The sequence below is a fragment of the Streptomyces flaveolus genome, from assembly GCF_044765825.1.
GTDB lineage: Bacteria > Actinomycetota > Actinomycetes > Streptomycetales > Streptomycetaceae > Streptomyces > Streptomyces flaveolus.
On sequence record NZ_JBIWKU010000012.1, the window covers coordinates 182,528 to 200,114 of the forward strand.

Here is a 17,587-nt window from a genome sequence, read left to right on the forward strand (position 1 = left end):
AACTCCTCGCCGGTCGGTCCTGCTTCGCGTATCGCCAGGACAGACTCCGTCCGGCGGCGGTCGGTTGCACCCTACTTCGGGAAACCCCGGCTCAACTCGGCGGGCAGGAGGGCGGGGCGGGGGCGGCAGGGGTGACGGCGCCCATCCGCGCGCAGGCGTCGACCAGGGACTGTTCCACCTCGTCCAGGGGGCGGCCGGCCGCGGCGGCCTTGGTGAGGGCGCGGGCCGCGGTCTGTGCGGTGAGGGCACGCGCCGGCACGTCCAGGGCGGGCCAGGGGTCGCCGTCCGGCGGCACGGCCGGGCCGCCCGCCGCGCGGTAGGCGGTCAGGAAGCGGTCCCACTCGTCGGGCGGGAGCAGCCCGCAGGCGTACCAGGCCGCCGGCCGGGCCAGGTCCCAGGCGGGCACGCCCACGCCCAGGTCGTCGACGTCGATCAGCAGCCAGGGGCCGTCGGGGGCGGGGTGGCGTACGAGCTGCCCGAGGTGGAGGTCGCCGTGGCAGAGGGTGGTGGTGTCCGGCATGGCGGCCTCGCCGCGTGCCCAGGCGGGAAGCGCGGCCCAGGCCCGCAGTACGGGGGCGGTGCCCGGGTGGTGCGGGGCGGTGGTCCGCAGCCGGGCGACGGCGCGGGCCGCCTTCTCGGGGCCGCGCATGACGGGTGTCCCGGCGACGGGGGACGGGGCGCGGTGGAGGAGGGCGAGGAGGGTGGCGGCGGCCTCCCACGGCGCGGCGTCCGGGGCGTCGGGGTCGACGGGGGTGCCGTAGGGCCAGTGGGTGACCAGCCGTCCGTGCAGGTCGGTGGGGGTGGGGTGGAGCGGGGGGAGGAGGACGCCGGGGAAACCGGCGGCGATGGTGACCCGGAGTGCCAGCTCGGCCGGGTCGGCGTCCGCGGCGTGGGCCTTGGCGACGGTGCCGGCGTGGCGGACGACGGTGGCGTCGGGGCGGTCGGCGAGGGTGGCTGCGCCGCAGGGGCAGGGGGTGGGTGGGTATGCGTGGGCGGCTTCCCTGGCGTGGGCGGCTTCCCTGGCGTGGGCCGTCAGGGCGGGGAGGAGGGAGTCCGGGGTCACGGGGTGAGGGTACGGGGGTGGTGGGGGCGGTGCGGGTGTCTTGGTGTGCGGTGAGGGGTGGGGGCGCGCGGAGCGGCGTCTACGAGTGTCCGGCGTGGGTGCGGGGCGGGGTGGGTCGCGTGGCCCGGCGTCCACGGGTGCCGGGCGTGGGTGCGTGGCGGGGTGGGGGGTGCGGCCCGGCGCTGCCCGGGTGCCGCTGCGCCCACCCGTGCCGCCCCAGCGGCACGACTGCCCGCAGCTATGCGGGCGGGCGCGCGGGCCGGGCCGGGCCGCAGCATGCGGGTGGGCAGGGCGGGCCGCGGCTGGGGTGGCATGGCTCCCCCACCGAGAGCGGCATCGCGGGCAGGGCGGGCCGCGGCTATATGGGCGGGCCAGGGCGGGCCGCGGCTGGGCGGCGTGGTGCCCCCGACGAGGGCGGCATCGCGGGCCGGGGCTGTGGCGGGCGGCGGGGCGTGGGGCCGGTGTGTGGGTGGTGGGGGAAAAGCAATGCCGGCGCAGCTCCCCAGCTGCGCCGGCATTTTGCCGTCCGCCGCACCCCCGTCCCCACGGGGTTTCATGGGTGGATGTCCCCGCCCGGACCGCTCTTCCGGGCCTGGGGGTCGCCTCTCAGCGCCCCAGCATCACACCCACGGACGACGCCTGTGTGGCCACTGTCTCCCACCCGTCGAAGACGAGGAGGAGCAGGACCGCCAGGGGCAGGGCCATGAGCGTCGCCACCACAGGGTGACGACGTCCCTGACGGCGCTGTTCCCGTGTGCGGAGCAGTGTCCGCGGTGCCGTCTGGGCCATGGTCCCTCTCCTGACCGATTCCGTTGTCTTTGGCAGCGGCGGGCGTCTGACCTCGGGGGACGAGTGCTGCACCCGCCGCTTGACCTCAAATCTAGGCGCCCGGGGACCACCGGACGTCATGCCCTCGTACCGATTGCCGGGCCTCCCGGAGGATGAGCCGTCCACCGCGGTGTACTCCCCTGGGTGGAGACCGGCCCGTGCGTTTCGGGGTCTTCCCGGAAGGGACACCCGCCGTCCGGTGACTTCGATCACGTGCGCGACGCTCGGCTCGCGGTCCCGGCACCGGCCGGCGGCGCCGCCCCGCATGATCGTTCTTCCGTGGACCAATCCCCCGGCCACGCCCGGCGGTTGGGATCACCGGCTCTGCCGGGCGCGCATGCCCCCCGGGGGTCTGACCGTCCTTCAACTCTCGCGTCCCGTACCGACAATCCCTTGGGCGGAGAGGGCGCGGCCTCTGCGCGCGGGCGGCCGTGGAAACGTAAGCTGTGGCACGTCACAGGGACCGGGCAGCGGGGATGAACATGGCGATGATGCGCCTGAGGCGCGAGGACCCGCGCGTCGTCGGCTCGTTCAGGCTTCACAGACGGCTCGGCGCGGGCGGTATGGGCGTGGTCTACCTGGGCTCCGACAAGAAGGGGCAACGGGTGGCGCTGAAGGTCATCCGGCCGGACCTCGCGGAGGACCAGGAGTTCCGGTCCCGGTTCGCCCGCGAGGTGTCGGCGGCCCGGCGGATCCGCGGCGGGTGCACCGCGCGGCTGGTCGCCGCGGACCTGGACGCGGACCGGCCGTGGTTCGCGACGCAGTACGTCCCCGGGCCGTCCCTGCACGACAAGGTCGTCGACGAGGGCCCGCTCGGTGCGGCGGACGTCGCCGCCGTCGGGGCCGCCCTGTCCGAGGGCCTGGTCGCCGTGCACGAGGCGGGGGTCGTGCACCGGGACCTGAAGCCGTCCAACATCCTGCTGTCCCCGAAGGGGCCGCGGATCATCGACTTCGGCATCGCCTGGGCGACGGGCGCCTCGACGCTCACGCACGTCGGCACGGCGGTCGGCTCGCCCGGATTCCTCGCGCCGGAACAGGTGCGCGGGGCGGCCGTCACGCCGGCCACCGACGTGTTCTCGCTGGGTGCCACGCTGGCGTACGCCTCGATGGGCGACTCGCCCTTCGGACACGGCAGCTCCGAGGTGATGCTGTACCGCGTGGTGCACGAGGAGGCCCAGCTCCACGGCGTCCCGGACGCCCTCGCACCGCTGGTCCGTGCGTGCCTGGCGAAGGACCCGGACGAGCGGCCCAGCACCCTCCAGCTCTCCCTGCGGCTCAAGGAGATCGCCGCCCGGGAGGCCCACGGGATCGCCGACGTACGGCCGCCCGCGCCGCGTTCCGCGGAGGCGGACCGGCCCACGGGACAGCTCGCCGACACCTACCCGGAGCGTGAGCGCGTCCAGCGGCGCCCGCAGGGGCAGCCGGGCGGTCACGGCACTCACGCGCCCCGGGGTGCCTCGGGGGCCTCCCGGGGTGGTACGCCCGCGCGCGGCAGAGGCCCCTCCTCACGCGGTGACGTGCCTTCACGCGGGGGCTCGTCCGCACGGGGCGACAGCACGTCCCGCGACAGCACGTCCCGCGGCGGTGCCTCGCGCGGCGGCCGCGCGGGATCCCGGTCGGGGGCGCGGCCCATGCCCGCCTCCCGCGACACCGGGCGGAACGGTACCCGCTCCGGCGGCAGCAGCCGGCCCGGGCCGCGCGGGTCCGGCCGTCCTGGGCAGAGGACCACGGGGACCCGGCTGCGTCCCGCGAATCCGCGGCTGCTGCGACAGCGGCTGACCGTGTTCGTGGTGGTGACGCTGCTGGTCGCCCTGGGTATCGCCGCCGCGCAGGGATGCCAGGGGCCGTCCCGGGGGCTCGGTGACGAGCGGGGCGGGGTACGGGCTCAGCAGGAACAGGTCGACGTGCGCGCCGACGCGCCGGAACTGGGTACGTCCGGGCTCTGATCTGCCCGGTCCGGGTCGTCGTCGCCACGCCTGGCGGCGCACGGCCGCCGCTGCCGGGGCCTCCCCCGGAGGGGGTACCCCCAGCACCCACCCGTGCCGCCTGACTGCCCCCGGCTACGGGCGCGGGGCGGCGGGGTCAGGCGGCTCCCGGACGGGTGACGTAGAAGACGACCGCCGAGGCGGCTGCCACGTTGAGGGAGTCGACGCCGGCGTCCATCGGGATGCGCACGTGTTCGTCGGCCGCGGCGAGCGCCCCGGGGGTGAGACCCGTGCCTTCCGTGCCGAAGAGCAGGGCGAGTTTCCCGTGTTCCTTCGCGGCGAGTTCGTCGAGGGTGACGGCTCGGTCGCTCAGGCAGAGCGCGGCGACCGTGAAGCCCTCGGAGCGCAGCGTGTCGATGTCCGCAGGCCAGGACTCCAGGCGGGTCCACGGCACCTGGAAGACGGCGCCCATCGACACCTTCACGGACCGCCGGTAGAGCGGGTCCGCGCAGCGCGGGGTGAGGAGGACCGCGTCGACGCCGAGGGCGGCGGCGTTGCGGAAGGCGGCGCCGACGTTGGCGTGGTCGACGATGTCCTCGAAGACCGCGACGCGGCGGACCGTGCCTTCCCCCCGTCCGTGCGCGGGCGTCGCGCGCAGCAGGTCGGACACCGTGGGCAGCGGTTCGCGCTGCATGGAGGCGAGGGCACCGCGGTGCACGTGGTAGCCGGTGACCTGCTCGGCGAGCGCGGGGTCCACCACGTACACCGGGGCGGGGGTGGCGTCGATGACGTCGCGCATGACGTCGACCCACTTGGCCGACAGCAGCATCGACCGCATGGCGTAGCCCGCCTGGGCGGCCCGCCTGATGACCTTCTCGCCCTCGGCGATGAACAGGCCCTCGGCGGGTTCGCGCCGACGGCGCAGCTGGACGTCGGTCAGGTTCGTGTAGTCGTGCAGACGGGGGTCGTCGGGGTCGTGGAGGGTGATGGGCTCGGCCATGTCACGCGGTTCCCTGCGGCCCCTGGTTGACGACGTCGCCGACGACGATGACCGCGGGGGGCTTGATCTCCTGGGCGACGACGGTCTCGGCGACCGTGGCGAGGGTGGCGTCGACCCGGCGCTGGGCGGCGGTCGTGCCCTCCTGGACCAGGGCGACCGGGGTCTCGGGGGACCTGCCGTGCGCGACGAGGGTCTCGGCGATCCGGCCGATCTTGTCGACGCCCATGAGGATCACCAGCGTGCCGGTGAGCTTCGCGAGGGACGGCCAGTCGACCAGGGAACGCTCGTCGTCGGGGGCGACGTGCCCGCTGACCACGGTGAACTCGTGGGCGACGCCCCGGTGGGTGACCGGGATGCCGGCCGCGCCGGGGACCGAGATGGAGCTGGAGATGCCGGGGACGACGGTGCACGCGATGCCCGCCTCGGCCAGCGCCTGCGCCTCCTCCATGCCCCGGCCGAAGACGAACGGGTCGCCGCCCTTGAGCCGTACGACCGACTTGCCCTGCTTGGCGTGCTCGATCAGCGCGTTGTTGATGGCCTCCTGCGCCATGAACCGGCCGTAGGGGATCTTCGCCGCGTCGATGACCTCGACGTGCGGCGGCAGCTCGGCGAGCAGGTCGCGGGGGCCGAGCCGGTCGGCGATGACGACGTCTGCTTCGGCGAGCAGGCGGCGGCCGCGGACGGTGATCAGGTCCGGGTCGCCGGGGCCGCCGCCGACCAGGGCGACGCCGGGGGTGCGGGTGCGGTGGTGCGGGGCGACGAGGGTGCCGTCGCGCAGGCCCTCCACGACCGCGTCGCGGATGGCGGCGGTGTGGCGGGGGTCGCGGCCGCGGGCGTCGGTGGTGAGCACGGCGACCGTCACGCCCTCGCTGGTGCCGGTGGCCGGGGTCCAGGCGGTGGCCGCGTCGGCGTCGTCGGAGCGGACGCACCAGACGCGGTGCCGTTCGGCCTCGGCGGAGGCCGCGGTGTTGGCGGCGGTGTCGCTGGTGGCGATCAGGGCGTACCAGGCGTCGGCGAGGTCCCCTTCGGTGTACGGGCGCTTCTCCCAGGTGATCTCGCCCGCGTCCGCCATGGCCTCGACCGAGGGGGTCGCCTCGGGGGAGACGAGGCGGATGTCCGCGCCCGCGGCGATGAGGGCCGGGAGGCGGCGCTGGGCGACCTGTCCGCCGCCGAGGACGACCACACGGCGGCCGGTGAGGCGGAGGCCTACGGGGTAGGCGGGGTGTTCGGCCATGAGGGGACGGCTCCTCTTGCGGCGGTGGCGCTGACGTGCGGATTTTATGGCGGGGTGGCCTCTGGGGCCCAGGTGGTCCGGTGGTTGGACTGCGTTGCCGGTGCGGGCCGTGGGCGGTTGTGCCCCTGCGTTCCGCCATGCGGACGGGTGCCCACGGCCGCGGGAGCCGACAGGTCGACAGGTCGACAGGGGGACCGGAACCGTGGTCCCGGTCCCCCGTGCGACGGCTACTTCTCGGTGACGCCCGCGGAGTCGAACGTCGCCACCTCGTGCATCGCCCGCGCCGTGCTCTGCACCATCGGCAGGGCGAGCAGCGCGCCGGTGCCCTCGCCGAGGCGGAGGTCGAGGTCGACCAGGGGGCGCAGGCCCAGCTTGTTGAGCGCGGCGACATGGCCGGGCTCGGCGCTGCGGTGACCGGCGATGCAGGCCGCGAGGACCTCGGGGGCGATCGCGCGGGCGACGAGGGCGGCGGCTCCGGCGCTGACGCCGTCCAGGATCACCGGGGTGCGCAGGGAGGCGCCGCCGAGCAGCAGGCCGACCATGGCCGCGTGCTCGAAGCCGCCGATCGCCGCGAGCACGCCGATGGGGTCGGCCGGGTCCGGCTGGTGGAGGTCCAGCGCCCGGCGCACGACCTCCGTCTTGCGGGCCAGCGTCTCGTCGTTGATGCCGGTGCCTCGGCCGGTGACCTCGGCGGGGTCGGCACCCGTGAACACGGAGATCAGGGCGGCGGACGCGGTGGTGTTCGCGATGCCCATCTCGCCGGTGAGCAGCGCCTTGTTGCCGGCCGCGACCAGGTCGCGGGCGGTCTCGATGCCCACCTCGATGGCCTGCGCGGCCTCCTCGCGGGTCATCGCGGGGCCGGTGGTCATGTCGGAGGTGCCGGCGCGGACCTTGCGGGGCAGCAGACCGGGGGTGGCGGGCAGGTCGGCGGCGACACCGACGTCCACGACGCAGACCTCGGCGCCGACCTGGGTGGCGAAGGCGTTGCAGACCGCTCCCCCGCCCAGGAAGTTGGCCACCATCTGGGCGGTGACCTCCTGCGGCCACGGCGTGACGCCCTGGGCGTGCACTCCGTGGTCACCGGCGAAGACGGCGACGGCCGCGGGCTCCGGGATGGGCGGCGGGCACTGGCGTGACAGCCCGGACAGCTGCGCGGAGATGATCTCCAGCATGCCGAGCGCACCGGCCGGCTTGGTCATGCGCTTCTGGCGCTCCCATGCCTCGCCGAGCGCCTTGGCGTCCAGCGGTCGGATCTGCGCGACAGTCTCCGCGAGCAGGTCGTGCGGGGCCTCGCCGGGCAGGGCGCGGCGGCCGTACGTCTCCTCGTGGACGACCCACGACAGCGGGCGGCGCTTGGACCAGCCGGCCTGCATCAGCTCGGGCTCGTCCGGGAACTCGTCGACGTACCCGACGCACAGGTAGGCGACGACCTCCAGGTGCTCGGGCAGGCCGAGGGCGCGGACCATCTCCCGCTCGTCGAAGAAGCTGACCCAGCCGACGCCGAGGCCCTCGGCGCGGGCGGCGAGCCAGAGGTTCTCGACGGCGAGCGCGGAGGAGTACGGCGCCATCTGCGGCTGGGTGTGCCGGCCCAGGGTGTGCCGGCCGCCGCGGGTCGGGTCGGCGGTGACGACGATGTTGACCGGGGTGTCGAGGATGGCCTCGATCTTCAGTTCCTTGAACTGCTTGGCCCGGCCCTTGGGGAGGGACTTCGCGTACGCGTCGCGCTGCCGCATCGCCAGTTCGTGCATCGCGCGCCGCGTGTCGGCGGAGCGGATGACGACGAAGTCCCAGGGCTGCGAGTGGCCGACGGAGGGCGCGGTGTGGGCGGCCTCCAGGACGCGGAGCAGCACCTCGTGCGGGATGGGGTCGCCGCGGAAGCCGTTGCGGATGTCCCGGCGTTCCCGCATGACCTTCAGGACGGCCTCGCGTTCGGCGTCGTCGTAGGCGGGTGCGGCCGGGCCGGTGGACTGTCGTACGTCTGCCTCTGCGGCCGTGCTCACGTGCGGGTCTTCCTGGTCTTCCTGTCCGGCGTCCCGGGTGTCCAGGTCGTCGGCGTTCTGTACGAGTTCGGCGTCGGTCTCGCGCGGGGCGGGGACGTCGGCGACGGCGTCATGGGCCGGTGCGTCGTGTGCCTCCGGGGGGAGGACGAGGGCCTCGGGCGGGGTCGGCGCGAGGTGCGGGGTGGTGGGCACCTTGCCATCGCCGACCGGCACGAACCGGCCCACCGGCTGGTCCGGGTGGGACACCGGGTGCTCCGCCGGGTCTGCGGGCCGCGTCGTGGCCGTGTGCGTGTGGGGCGTCGCGTCGGTGTCCGGCAGGGACTGGGGGCCCTGGGCGGGGTGCGGCAGTTCCGGGTGGGGCTGCGCGGGGTGGTCCTGCACGGCGGCGGCCTCCTCGGCCTCCTCGGCAACGACCGCCGCGGGGGCGGCCGTCTGGTCCGCGGGTGCCTCCGGGGCGGGTCCGGGCACGGCGGGGGCCTGGGCCTCCTGGGGCGCGGGCGCGTCGGCGGGCTGAGGCTGCTGCGGCGCGGGGGCCGGGGCCGGCTCCGTGGTCGCGGTCGGCTCGGCCTGAACGATGGGCTCGGCGGTCGGGGTCGCTTCCGCCGGGACGACGGGCTCGGCCGCCACGGGCGGGCCAGCGGTCGGGACCGACTCGGCCATCGGGGTCGGCTCCACGGGCTGGGGCTGATCCACGGCCGGGGACGACTGGGACGCGGGGTCTTCCGCCGGCTCGGCGACCGGCTCGGCCTCGCCCGCCACGGGCGGCTCGGACATTTCCGCGACGGGCGCGGGCGCGTCGGCGGCCGGCATGAGCCCGGACGCGGGCATTCCGGGGGCCGCTACGCCCTCCCCCGGCGCCAGTAGGGGAGCAGGCTCCGACGCGCCGGGCTGCTCGGCACCGGCCTCCGGCGCGTTCATCACGGCGGCGGCCTGGCCGGCCTCGGGTCCCGGCACGGTCTCGGTCCCGGCCTCGGCAGCCTCGGCGACCGGCTCGGACTCGGGCGCGACCGGCTCGGACTCGGGCGCGGGCGTCTCGACGGCGGGCGCGGGCTCGGGAGCCGGCTCGGGCTCGGGCGCGAGCGCCTCAGGAACCGGCGCGGACTCGGGAGCGGGCGTCTCGACGGCGGGCGCGGGCTCGGGAGCCAGCTCGGACTGGGCGACCGCTTCCGAAACCGAGGCGGAATCAGACGCGGGCACCTCTGCCTCGGGCTCGGACGCGGGCATCTCGGGGGCCGCTACGCCCTCACCCGGGGCCAGTATGGGAGCAGGTTCCGACGCGCCGGGCTGCTCGGCACCGGCCTCCGGCGCGTGCGTCACGGCGGCGGCCTGGCCGGCCTCCGGTCCCGGCACGGTCTCGGTCCCGGCCTCGGGAACCTCGGCAAGCGGCACGGACTCAGGTGCGACCGGCTCGGGAGCCGGCACGGAATCGGGCGCGAGCGCCTCGGATGCCGGTGCGTCAGCCGGTCCCGGCGCGGGGCCCGGTTCCTGCGCGGGCGGCTGCTGTGCGGCCACCGCTCCCGGGACATCACCGGCCCCGAGGGCACCGTCGGCAGCCTGGGCACCATCGGCCTCGGGGACACCGTCGGCCTCCAGCGCGCCGCCCGTCGCGGGGGTCGTCCCGTCACCCGGCACGGCCTGCGCGTCCGTCTCGGCCCCGGCCTCACCGGTCTCCCCCGGCGCCGGGACGCCGCCGGTCGCCGCCACGGCCTCCGTCGCCACGCGGGTGACGAGTGCCTGGGCCGCGCCCACCGGCTCGGGACGCTGCCCCGGTACCGGAACAACCGTTTCCGCAGGCGCCGCCCCGGCGCTCGACGGGGCCGCCTGCGCGTCCCAGGGCGCCGCCCCCTGCGGAGGCATCGCGGCGGCCTGCGGGACGTCGAGGTACTCGGGGCCGACGGTCGGCGGTCCGGCGTGCCGCGCCGGCATGTCGGCGGGGCCCCGGTCGGCGAGGGAGCGGACGGGGCTGGCGGAGGTGTCGGGGATCGGCGGACCCAGGTGCAGGGGCCGGCGCGGCGGGGACGGCGCGGCCGTGGGCTCCGCGGCCGGCTCCGGGAGGCGGACGCCGCCGAGGTCGACCGAACCGCTGTCGCGGCCGGACATCTCGTGCGGACCCGGCTGGTGCACGGTCTCGACGACCGGCTCCGGCGCGGGCGGCGCGACCTCGTTGCCCCAGGCGCTCTGGGCGCCCGGCAGCAGCAGGAGGTCCTCGTCCTCGGCGGTGGTCTCGGAGAGGTAGGTGTACGCGCCGGGTGCGGGGACGCCCGGCTGCTCCACCATGCCTGAGTTCTCCGGCAGCCCCTCGCCCGGGATCTGGCCGGTGTCGGTCATGCGTAACCCCTCGCCCATCGGTTAGTGCTTCTACGACCAGCTCACCCGGGACGGCGCACCGACCGCCCCGTAGTGAAGAACGAGCGTGCGTGCCCAGCGGCACGAACGACCCGCCGGAAAAGACGACAAAGCCATTGAGTGGCATTGTCGCGGTCGTTCCCCCGTCACGACAGCTTGATCCGCGACGGCCCGCTGTGGACTGCGCCACGTTGCGCGTCCTCCGGTTCTGCCGTACCACACACCACCCAAAACTGGCGGGTTTTCAGGACATTGGACGACGAAGCGTCCGGTGTCCGAGTGCGGTACAACAATCCGCCAGCCTACCCCGCGCGGTACGACGATCCGATCACGGGGCGCGGTCGGTCAGTCCCGCCCGACGCCCGGCCACCGCCCCTCAACGAGGCGGTTCGCGCCGCAGGATTTCTCCGCTGAGCAGGAACGCGACGCTCCGCTCCGTCTCCGTCCAGGCGCGGGTGTCGAGTCCGACGGACTGCAGCAGGGCGCACTCGACGCGGTAGCCGTGCTCCGACAGGTCCCTGCCCACGAGTTCGGCGGCGTCACGGGTCGCCGCGTGGGCGACGATGCGCTGCGGCCGGCGGTCGGCGACCGCGGAGACGACGGCCGCTCCCCCGCCGCCGACGCGGACGACGTCCGGTTCGGGGAGGTTCTCCAGGACGTGCGGGGCGGTGCCGTGCACGGTCTGGAGCTGGACGCCGAAGTGCCGTGCGGTGGCCTCGGTGCGGGCGCAGGCGTCCCGGTCCCGGTCGACGGCGATGACGGCGGCGCCGCCGCGCGCGGCCTCGGTGGCGAAGGCTCCGCTGCCGCAGCCGATGTCCCACACCAGGTCGCCGAGGCGCGGTCCCAGCCGGGCGAGTTGGGCCGTGCGCAGCAGCTCGGTCTCGCCCTCGCCGAGTTCGCCGCCGTAGGCATCGGCGGGCAGCGACCAGCCGCGCGGTCCGGCGGCGGGGTCCCGGCCGGCGATCCAGCCGCCCCCGTCGGACGGGGTGCCCGGGCCGGTGGCGCCGCCGACGACGATGACGACGTTCGGGTCGCGCCAGGAGTGGTCGGCGGCCTTGTCGGAGGTGACGACGGTGACCTGCTCGCGGGCGGTGCCGAGTTCCTCGCAGATGACGAAGGTGCGGTGGACGCCCTCCATCAGGAGACCGAGTTCGGCGGGGCCGGCGCCCGGGGAGGTGAGGACCGCGACCTTGCTGTGGGCCCGGCATACGTTCACCGCGCGGCGCAGCGTACGGGGGTGGGCGACCACCACATGGGCGTCGTCCCAGGGCATGCCGGCGCGGGCGAAGGCGGCGGCCACGGAGGAGACGGCGGGGTCGACCTCGACCTCCAGGCCGAACTCGGGCGCGCGCAGGGTGCGGACGACGCCGAAGAAGCCGGGGTCGCCGTCGGCGAGGACGACCGCCGTGCCCCGGTGGGCGGCGATGCGGCGGGCGGCGAGGGCGACGCTGCCGAGCCGGATGCGTTCGGCGGCGGGCGGCACCTCGGGGAGCGCGAGGTGGTGTGCGGCGCCGGCCACCAGCGTGGCGGCGCCCAGGGCTGCGCGTGCCGCGGCGGTCAGCGGCGAACCGTCCCAGCCGATCACCGTGACCCGGTCGGCCATCGTCGTCAGTCTCCAGGGGTCTTCGCAGGTCGTGGTCGCGGAATCCGCTCGTGGCGGGCTCCGTGAGGGTACCTGGTGCGGCTTGGGGCGTGCTGGTGACGCCGCCGTCCCCCAGGTCAGTTCCAGTCGGTGAAGGTGGTGAAACCGTCGCTGTCGGCCAGTTGCTCCGCCGCGCCCTCGATGTCCTCGGGCAGCAGGCTCCACACGATGAAGTCGGTGCGCACGTCGGTCCAGGTGCCGTCGTCGGTGCGCATGCGCGCTATGCAGGCGTTGCGCAGGACGCCCTCGCTGATGCAGCCGATCTTCTGGGCGACCTGCTGGGAAGCGGTGTTGTCGGCCGCGGTGCGCAGCTCGATGCGCTCGAACTTCTGGTCGCCGAAGAGCCACTGCGCGGTGGCGAGCGCCGCCTCGGAGGCGTAGCCCTCGCCGCGGGCCCACGGGGCGACGATGTACGACAGCTCGGTGGACCGTACGTGCCAGTTGGTCTTGGTGAGCTGGACGATGCCGACCAGCCGCTGGGTGAGGAACTCGGTGACGGCGAGGTCGAGTCCGCGGCCGGCGGTGCGTTCGGCGGGGGCGTACTCGGTGATCCAGGTGCGGGCGCCCTCCTCGGTGAAGGGCTGCGGGACGTGGGTCCACGCGGCGACCTGCTCGTCGTTCATCATCGCCGCGAGGGCGGGGACGTCGTCCTCGTCGAGGGGGCGCAGCACCAACCGCTCCGTGCTGATGGAGATGTTGGGGAAGGTGCTCGTCATGCGCCGCTCCGTAACCTGTGTGACCGTCAGGGCCTGCTGAACTGCCCAGCATGCAGCATGAAAGCACTCAGCCGCACCACCGGGTCCCACTCCCCGGGGAAGGAGGGAACCCGGTGCGCGGCGCGGGGCTCGCCCGGTATCAGAAGGAGGGGAGCACGGACCCGGCGTAGTGGTCCTCGATGAACTTCTTGACCTCGGGGGAGGTGAGGAGCTTCGCGAGCTTCTGGACCCGCGGGTCGTCCTCCTGGCCCTCCTTGACGACGAGGAGGTTGACGTTCGGGTTGTTCTTGGCGGACTCCAGGACGAGGGCGTCCTTGGCCGGCTTGAGGTCGGCCTCCAGGGCGTAGTTGCCGTTGATGACCGCCGCGTCGACGTCGTTCAGGGAACGCGGGGTCTGGGCCGCCTCCAGCTCCTTGAACTCCAGGTTCTTCGGGTTCTTGGTGATGTCGGCGGTGGTGGCCGAGTTGCCCGCGCCGTCCTTGAGGGTGATCAGGCCCTGGGAGGCGAGCAGCTGGAGGGCGCGGGCCTCGGTGACCGTGTCGTTGGGGAGGGCGATGGTCGCGCCGCTCTTCAGGTCGTCCGCCTTGTCGGCCTTCTTGGAGTAGAGGCCGAGCGGCTCCAGGTGCACCGAGGCGACGGACTTCAGGTGGGTGCCGTTCTTCTTGTTGAAGTCCGCGAGGTAGGGCTCGGTCTGGAAGTAGTTGGCGCCCACCGAACCGTCCTCCGTCGCCGTGTTCGGCGTGACGTAGTCGGTGAACTCCTTGACCTCGAGGTCGAGGCCCGCCTTCTTCGCCAGGTTGTCCTTGACGTAGTTGAGGATCTCGGCGTGCGGGACGGGCGTCGCGGCGACGACCAGCGGGCCGGAGGTGTCGGAGGCGTCCTTGTCCGAGCCGCAGGCGGAGAGCCCGAGGGTGAGGGCTCCGGCGGCGAGGACGGCGGTGGTGATCTTGGCGGTGTTACGCACGAAAAGTGCCTTTCCTGAGGTGGTGCGGCCCCTTGAATCAAGGGGTACCGGCGCGAAGCGCCGACGTTGAGGGGTGGTGGCCGGGCGGCGGGTGGGACGGGGAGTCTTCGGGGGTGTCAGGCGACCTTGCCGACGTCGGCCGCCGCGGGCTCCTTGGCATTGAGCAGCCGGAGCTTCGGCGCTGCGCCCCCGCGTCCGCCGCGGCGGTGCAGGGTGCGGGCCGCGTAGTCGCCGGCGAACTGGATGAGCGAGATGGCGACGGCGAGGAGGGCGACGGTGACCCACATGAAGGCGGGCTCGAAGCGCTGGTAGCCGTAGCGGACGGCGAGGTCGCCGAGGCCGCCGCCGCCGACGGTGCCGGCCATGGCCGAGTAGCCGATGAGGGCGATGATCGTGGTCGTGGTGCCGGCGATCAGCGACGGGAGTGCCTCGGGGATCAGGACCTTGCGGACGATGGTCCAGGTGTTGCCGCCCATGGACTGGACGGCCTCGACCAGTCCGCCGTCGACCTCGCGGACGGCCGTTTCGACGAGCCGCGCGAAGAAGGGGATGCCGCCGATCGCGAGCGGCACGATCGCGGCCTCGCTGCCGATGGTCGTGCCGGTGATCCAGCGGGTGAAGCTCATCAGCGCGACCATCAGGATGATGAACGGCATCGAGCGGCCGATGTTCACGATCTGGCCGATGACCTTGTTGACCACGACGTTCTGCAGCAGACCGCCCTTGTCGGTGAGGACGAGGAGGACGCCGAGCGGGAGTCCCGCGGCCACGGCGATCAGGGTGGACCAGCCGACCATGATCAGGGTCTCCCAGGAGGCCTGCTCCAGCAGGGGCTGCATCTGGGACCAGGTCACTTGGCACCTTCCTTCACCAGCAGGGACGGTTCCTGGTTCACCACGTCGATCTGCAGGCCCTGTTCGCGCAGGAAGCCGACGGGCACGACGTTGTCCTCGTAGCGGCCGGGGAGTTCGATGCGCATCCGGCCGATCTGGAGGCCGCCGACGGTGTCGATGGCCGCGCCGAGGATCGATATGTCGATGTTGTAGGTGCGGGACAGCTGGGAGACGACGGGCTGGGTGGCGGCCTCGCCGTGGAAGGTGACGTCGAGGACGGTGCGGTCGTCGCCCGACGCCTCGCCGCCGACCGGGAAGAGGGCGGAGGCCAGCTCGGATCCCGGGGTGGCCAGCAGCTCGCCGACGGTGCCGGACTCGACGATGCGGCCCCGGTCCATGAGGGCGGCCGAGTCGCAGACGCTCTTGACGACGTCCATCTCGTGGGTGATGAGCAGAACGGTCAGGCCGAGCTCGCGGTTGAGGTCGCGCAGCAACTGGAGGATGGAGCGGGTGGTCTCCGGGTCGAGCGCGCTGGTGGCCTCGTCGGACAGCAGCACCTTGGGGTCGCCGGCCAGGGCGCGGGCGATGCCGACGCGCTGCTTCTGGCCGCCGGAGAGCTGGGCGGGGTAGGACTTGGCCTTGTCGGCGAGGCCGACCAGGTCGAGCAGTTCCAGTGCCTTGCGGGAACGTTCCTTCCCGGACCTGCCGAGGATCTCCAGCGGCAGCTCGACGTTGTCCTGCACGGTCCGCGTGGACAGCAGGTTGAAGTGCTGGAACACCATGCCGATACGGCTGCGCGCCTGCCGCAGCTCCCGGCCGGCGCGGGGGCCGCGGCCCGCCAGCGCGGTGAGATCCTGACCGGCGACGGTGACCGTGCCGGAGGTGGGGCGCTCCAGGAGGTTGACGCAGCGGATGAGCGAGGACTTGCCGGCGCCGGACTGGCCGATGACGCCGAACACCTCGCCCTCGCGGACGTGCAGGTCGACGCCGTCCAGGGCGGTGACCTCGCGGCCGCGTGAGCGGTAGACCTTGGTGAGGCCCGATGTGGTGATCACGTGGGTTTCCGTCACTGTCGAGTGCACGGCGCGGGTGTGGGCGCCGGGCACGGGGGCGTTGTTCTTCGGGGTTCTCGGGGGACCTTCGGAACGCGGCACGGTTCTCGCGGTGGCGATGCGCGATGGCGGTGAAACCGGGGAGAACGTGCGCGGGGCGTCGCTCGGTCACCTGCGCGGGGCGCGGCGGCGGACACGAGCCGGCACTCGCTTCGGGGCGCGAGGCTCAGGTGGTGCAGGGGCCCTCTAGAAGGCGCACATTCGGCACATACAACGAGCACCGGGCGTCGTCGTCGCCTCGGTCGCAGGGGTGCGGTCGCTCGTGGTGCTCATGCGATCAGTAAAGCAGACCGGCGGTTCTGGGCGGATCCTGCTGTCCGGATGCTGGACAGCGGTGGACGGTGACCGGTCACGACGGGCGCGGCTCAGCGCCGGACGGAGATCTCGATCCCGCCGTCGGTGACCAGGACGGACAGGGCCGAGAGGTCGTCGACCACCAGGTCGGCGTCGAGTTCGGCGGCCCGGTGGGTTGTGGCCAACGCCACGGTGGTCATGCCGGCGGCCCGGCCGGCCTGCAGTCCGGCGGGCGCGTCCTCGAAGACGACGCAGGCCGCCGGGTCGACGCCCAGCGCGCGGGCACCGAGCAGGTAGGGCTCGGGGTCGGGCTTGCCGCGGGTGATGTCGTCGGCGGCGACGAGGGTCTTGGGGAGGATGCCGACGGCGTCGAGCCGGGCCTCGGCGAGCCGCCTGGTGGCGGAGGTGACGACGGCCCACCGGTCGGCGGGCAGCGCGTCGAGGAAGAGCCGGGTGCCGGGCAGCAGGTGCACACCGCCGTTCGGTACGTCCTCGACCTCCAGGTGCTCGATCCGCGCGACGGCCTCCGGGACGACATGGGCGGGCAGCAGGTCGGCGGCTATCTCCGCGGCCGGCCGCCCGTGCAGCTCGACCTGCGCGAACCGCTCGGCCGTGATCCCGTACTCGCCGGCCCACCGCGTCCAGCAGCGGCGCACGGACTCGAGGGAGGAGACGAGGGTTCCGTCGTTGTCGAACAGCAGGGCCTGGGCGTGGATCGTCATGCCCCCGACCCTACGGCGCCGCCGCGAGGTGTCCGGCCGGGCGTCACGGGCGGGGCCGCGCGCGGCGGGCCTTTTGCGGCGTAATAGGGTCGCTGCCATGCTTGACGCCCTGACGCTGGTGACCGGAGTCGCCGCGCTGCTGCTCGCCGCCTGGTGCGGCTGGGCGGCCTACCGTGACCAGCCGACGAAGGACTGGCATTTCATCGGCATGGCCGCGGTCTCGGTGCTGGCGCTGATCCAGCTGGCGGTCGGCATCGTGCAGCTGGCGCGGGGCGAGAAGCCGGAGCAGGGCACGACGATCTTCGTGGCGTATCTGCTGGGCGCCTTCGCCTGTGTCCCGGCGGCGGGGTTCATGTCGCTGGCCGAGCGCACCCGCTGGGGCTCGGTGACGGTCGCCGCCGGCGGTGTGGTCCTCGCCGTCCTCGAGGTGCGGCTGTATGACATCTGGGGAGGCTGAGATGGCGGCGACCGAGGAGAAGCCGGCCCGCACACGGCTGATCGGCGGGCCCGGGATCCTGCTGGTGTGGCTGTACGGGGTGATGGTCGTCGGTGCCGTGTCGCGGTCCGCGTACCAGATCGCCACCGATTTCGACCGGGCACCGCTCGCCTACACGCTGTCGGCCGTCGCCGGTGTCGTCTACGGGTTCATCACGTACACCCTGGTACGCGGCGGGGAGACGGCCCGCAGGGCGGCGCGGGTCTGCTGCGCCGCCGAGCTGGTGGGCGTGCTGGCCGTGGGTACGTGGACGATGGCCGAGCCGTCGGTGTTCCCCGACGCGACCGTGTGGTCCGACTTCGGCATGGGCTACGTCTTCATTCCGGTGCTCCTGCCGCTGTCCGCGCTGTACTGGCTGCGGAAGGGCGCCCCTCACGGGGACGCCGCCTGAGACATCGGGCGCCCGGGGCGC

The 17,587-nt window shown here is 74.2% G+C and carries 14 protein-coding genes; 3 read left to right on the plus strand and 11 right to left on the minus strand.

From position 1 onward, the window contains the following. Positions 1 to 91: 91 nt before the first annotated feature. Positions 92 to 1,063 (minus strand): phosphotransferase family protein, encoded by a 972-nt coding sequence (locus ACIRG6_RS30815; RefSeq protein WP_403325094.1) that lies wholly within the window; start codon positions 1,061 to 1,063, stop codon positions 92 to 94. Between the two features lie 606 nt (positions 1,064 to 1,669). Then, positions 1,670 to 1,852: a hypothetical protein gene (locus tag ACIRG6_RS30820; RefSeq protein WP_189230586.1), complete on the minus strand. Its 183-nt coding sequence runs from the start codon at positions 1,850 to 1,852 to the stop codon at positions 1,670 to 1,672. 515 nt (positions 1,853 to 2,367) lie between these two features. On the opposite strand from ACIRG6_RS30820, the gene ACIRG6_RS30825 reads away from it, so the two are divergent. Next, positions 2,368 to 3,837, plus strand: a complete 1,470-nt coding sequence (locus ACIRG6_RS30825) for a serine/threonine-protein kinase (protein WP_403325106.1) — start codon at positions 2,368 to 2,370, stop codon at positions 3,835 to 3,837. Between the two features lie 136 nt (positions 3,838 to 3,973). On the opposite strand, the gene ACIRG6_RS30830 is transcribed toward ACIRG6_RS30825, so the two are convergent. The 9 genes from ACIRG6_RS30830 to ACIRG6_RS30870 form a co-directional block, all read right to left on the minus strand. Then, positions 3,974 to 4,816, minus strand: a complete 843-nt coding sequence (locus tag ACIRG6_RS30830; protein WP_318217789.1) for a TrmH family RNA methyltransferase — start codon at positions 4,814 to 4,816, stop codon at positions 3,974 to 3,976. Position 4,817: 1 nt separating this feature from the next. Further along, complete coding sequence (cobA, locus tag ACIRG6_RS30835) at positions 4,818 to 6,050, minus strand: uroporphyrinogen-III C-methyltransferase (RefSeq protein ID WP_350719141.1); 1,233 nt, start codon at positions 6,048 to 6,050, stop codon at positions 4,818 to 4,820. 227 nt (positions 6,051 to 6,277) lie between these two features. Further along, on the minus strand, positions 6,278 to 10,378 hold the full coding sequence (gene cobT, locus ACIRG6_RS30840) for a nicotinate-nucleotide--dimethylbenzimidazole phosphoribosyltransferase (RefSeq protein ID WP_403325095.1): 4,101 nt from the start codon (positions 10,376 to 10,378) through the stop codon (positions 6,278 to 6,280). Positions 10,379 to 10,772: 394 nt separating this feature from the next. Next, a complete protein-coding gene (cbiE, locus tag ACIRG6_RS30845) occupies positions 10,773 to 11,999 on the minus strand; it encodes a precorrin-6y C5,15-methyltransferase (decarboxylating) subunit CbiE (RefSeq protein WP_364676739.1) in 1,227 nt (408 codons plus the stop codon). Positions 12,000 to 12,115: 116 nt separating this feature from the next. Next, positions 12,116 to 12,754, minus strand: a complete 639-nt coding sequence (locus ACIRG6_RS30850; protein ID WP_318217793.1) for a GNAT family N-acetyltransferase — start codon at positions 12,752 to 12,754, stop codon at positions 12,116 to 12,118. Positions 12,755 to 12,893: 139 nt separating this feature from the next. Beyond that, the gene (locus ACIRG6_RS30855; protein WP_392126851.1) at positions 12,894 to 13,718 is read right to left on the minus strand and encodes a MetQ/NlpA family ABC transporter substrate-binding protein; all 825 of its coding nucleotides are present in this window, start codon (positions 13,716 to 13,718) and stop codon (positions 12,894 to 12,896) included. 116 nt (positions 13,719 to 13,834) lie between these two features. Continuing rightward, on the minus strand, positions 13,835 to 14,572 hold the full coding sequence (locus tag ACIRG6_RS30860; protein ID WP_403325096.1) for a methionine ABC transporter permease: 738 nt from the start codon (positions 14,570 to 14,572) through the stop codon (positions 13,835 to 13,837). After that, positions 14,569 to 15,606 carry a methionine ABC transporter ATP-binding protein gene (locus tag ACIRG6_RS30865; protein ID WP_364676746.1) on the minus strand — a complete coding sequence of 346 codons (1,038 nt, stop codon included), beginning with the start codon at positions 15,604 to 15,606 and terminating at the stop codon, positions 14,569 to 14,571. Before ACIRG6_RS30865 ends, ACIRG6_RS30860 begins: the two co-directional genes overlap by 4 nt. Positions 15,607 to 16,028: 422 nt before the next feature. Then, complete coding sequence (locus ACIRG6_RS30870) at positions 16,029 to 16,679, minus strand: HAD family hydrolase (RefSeq protein ID WP_364676747.1); 651 nt, start codon at positions 16,677 to 16,679, stop codon at positions 16,029 to 16,031. 97 nt (positions 16,680 to 16,776) lie between these two features. On the opposite strand from ACIRG6_RS30870, the gene ACIRG6_RS30875 reads away from it, so the two are divergent. Together ACIRG6_RS30875 and ACIRG6_RS30880 are read left to right on the plus strand one after the other, a co-directional pair. Then, the gene (locus tag ACIRG6_RS30875; RefSeq protein ID WP_239770023.1) at positions 16,777 to 17,136 is read left to right on the plus strand and encodes a hypothetical protein; all 360 of its coding nucleotides are present in this window, start codon (positions 16,777 to 16,779) and stop codon (positions 17,134 to 17,136) included. 1 nt (position 17,137) lies between these two features. Then, on the plus strand, positions 17,138 to 17,566 hold the full coding sequence (locus tag ACIRG6_RS30880) for a hypothetical protein (RefSeq protein WP_318218687.1): 429 nt from the start codon (positions 17,138 to 17,140) through the stop codon (positions 17,564 to 17,566). Positions 17,567 to 17,587: the final 21 nt, after the last annotated feature.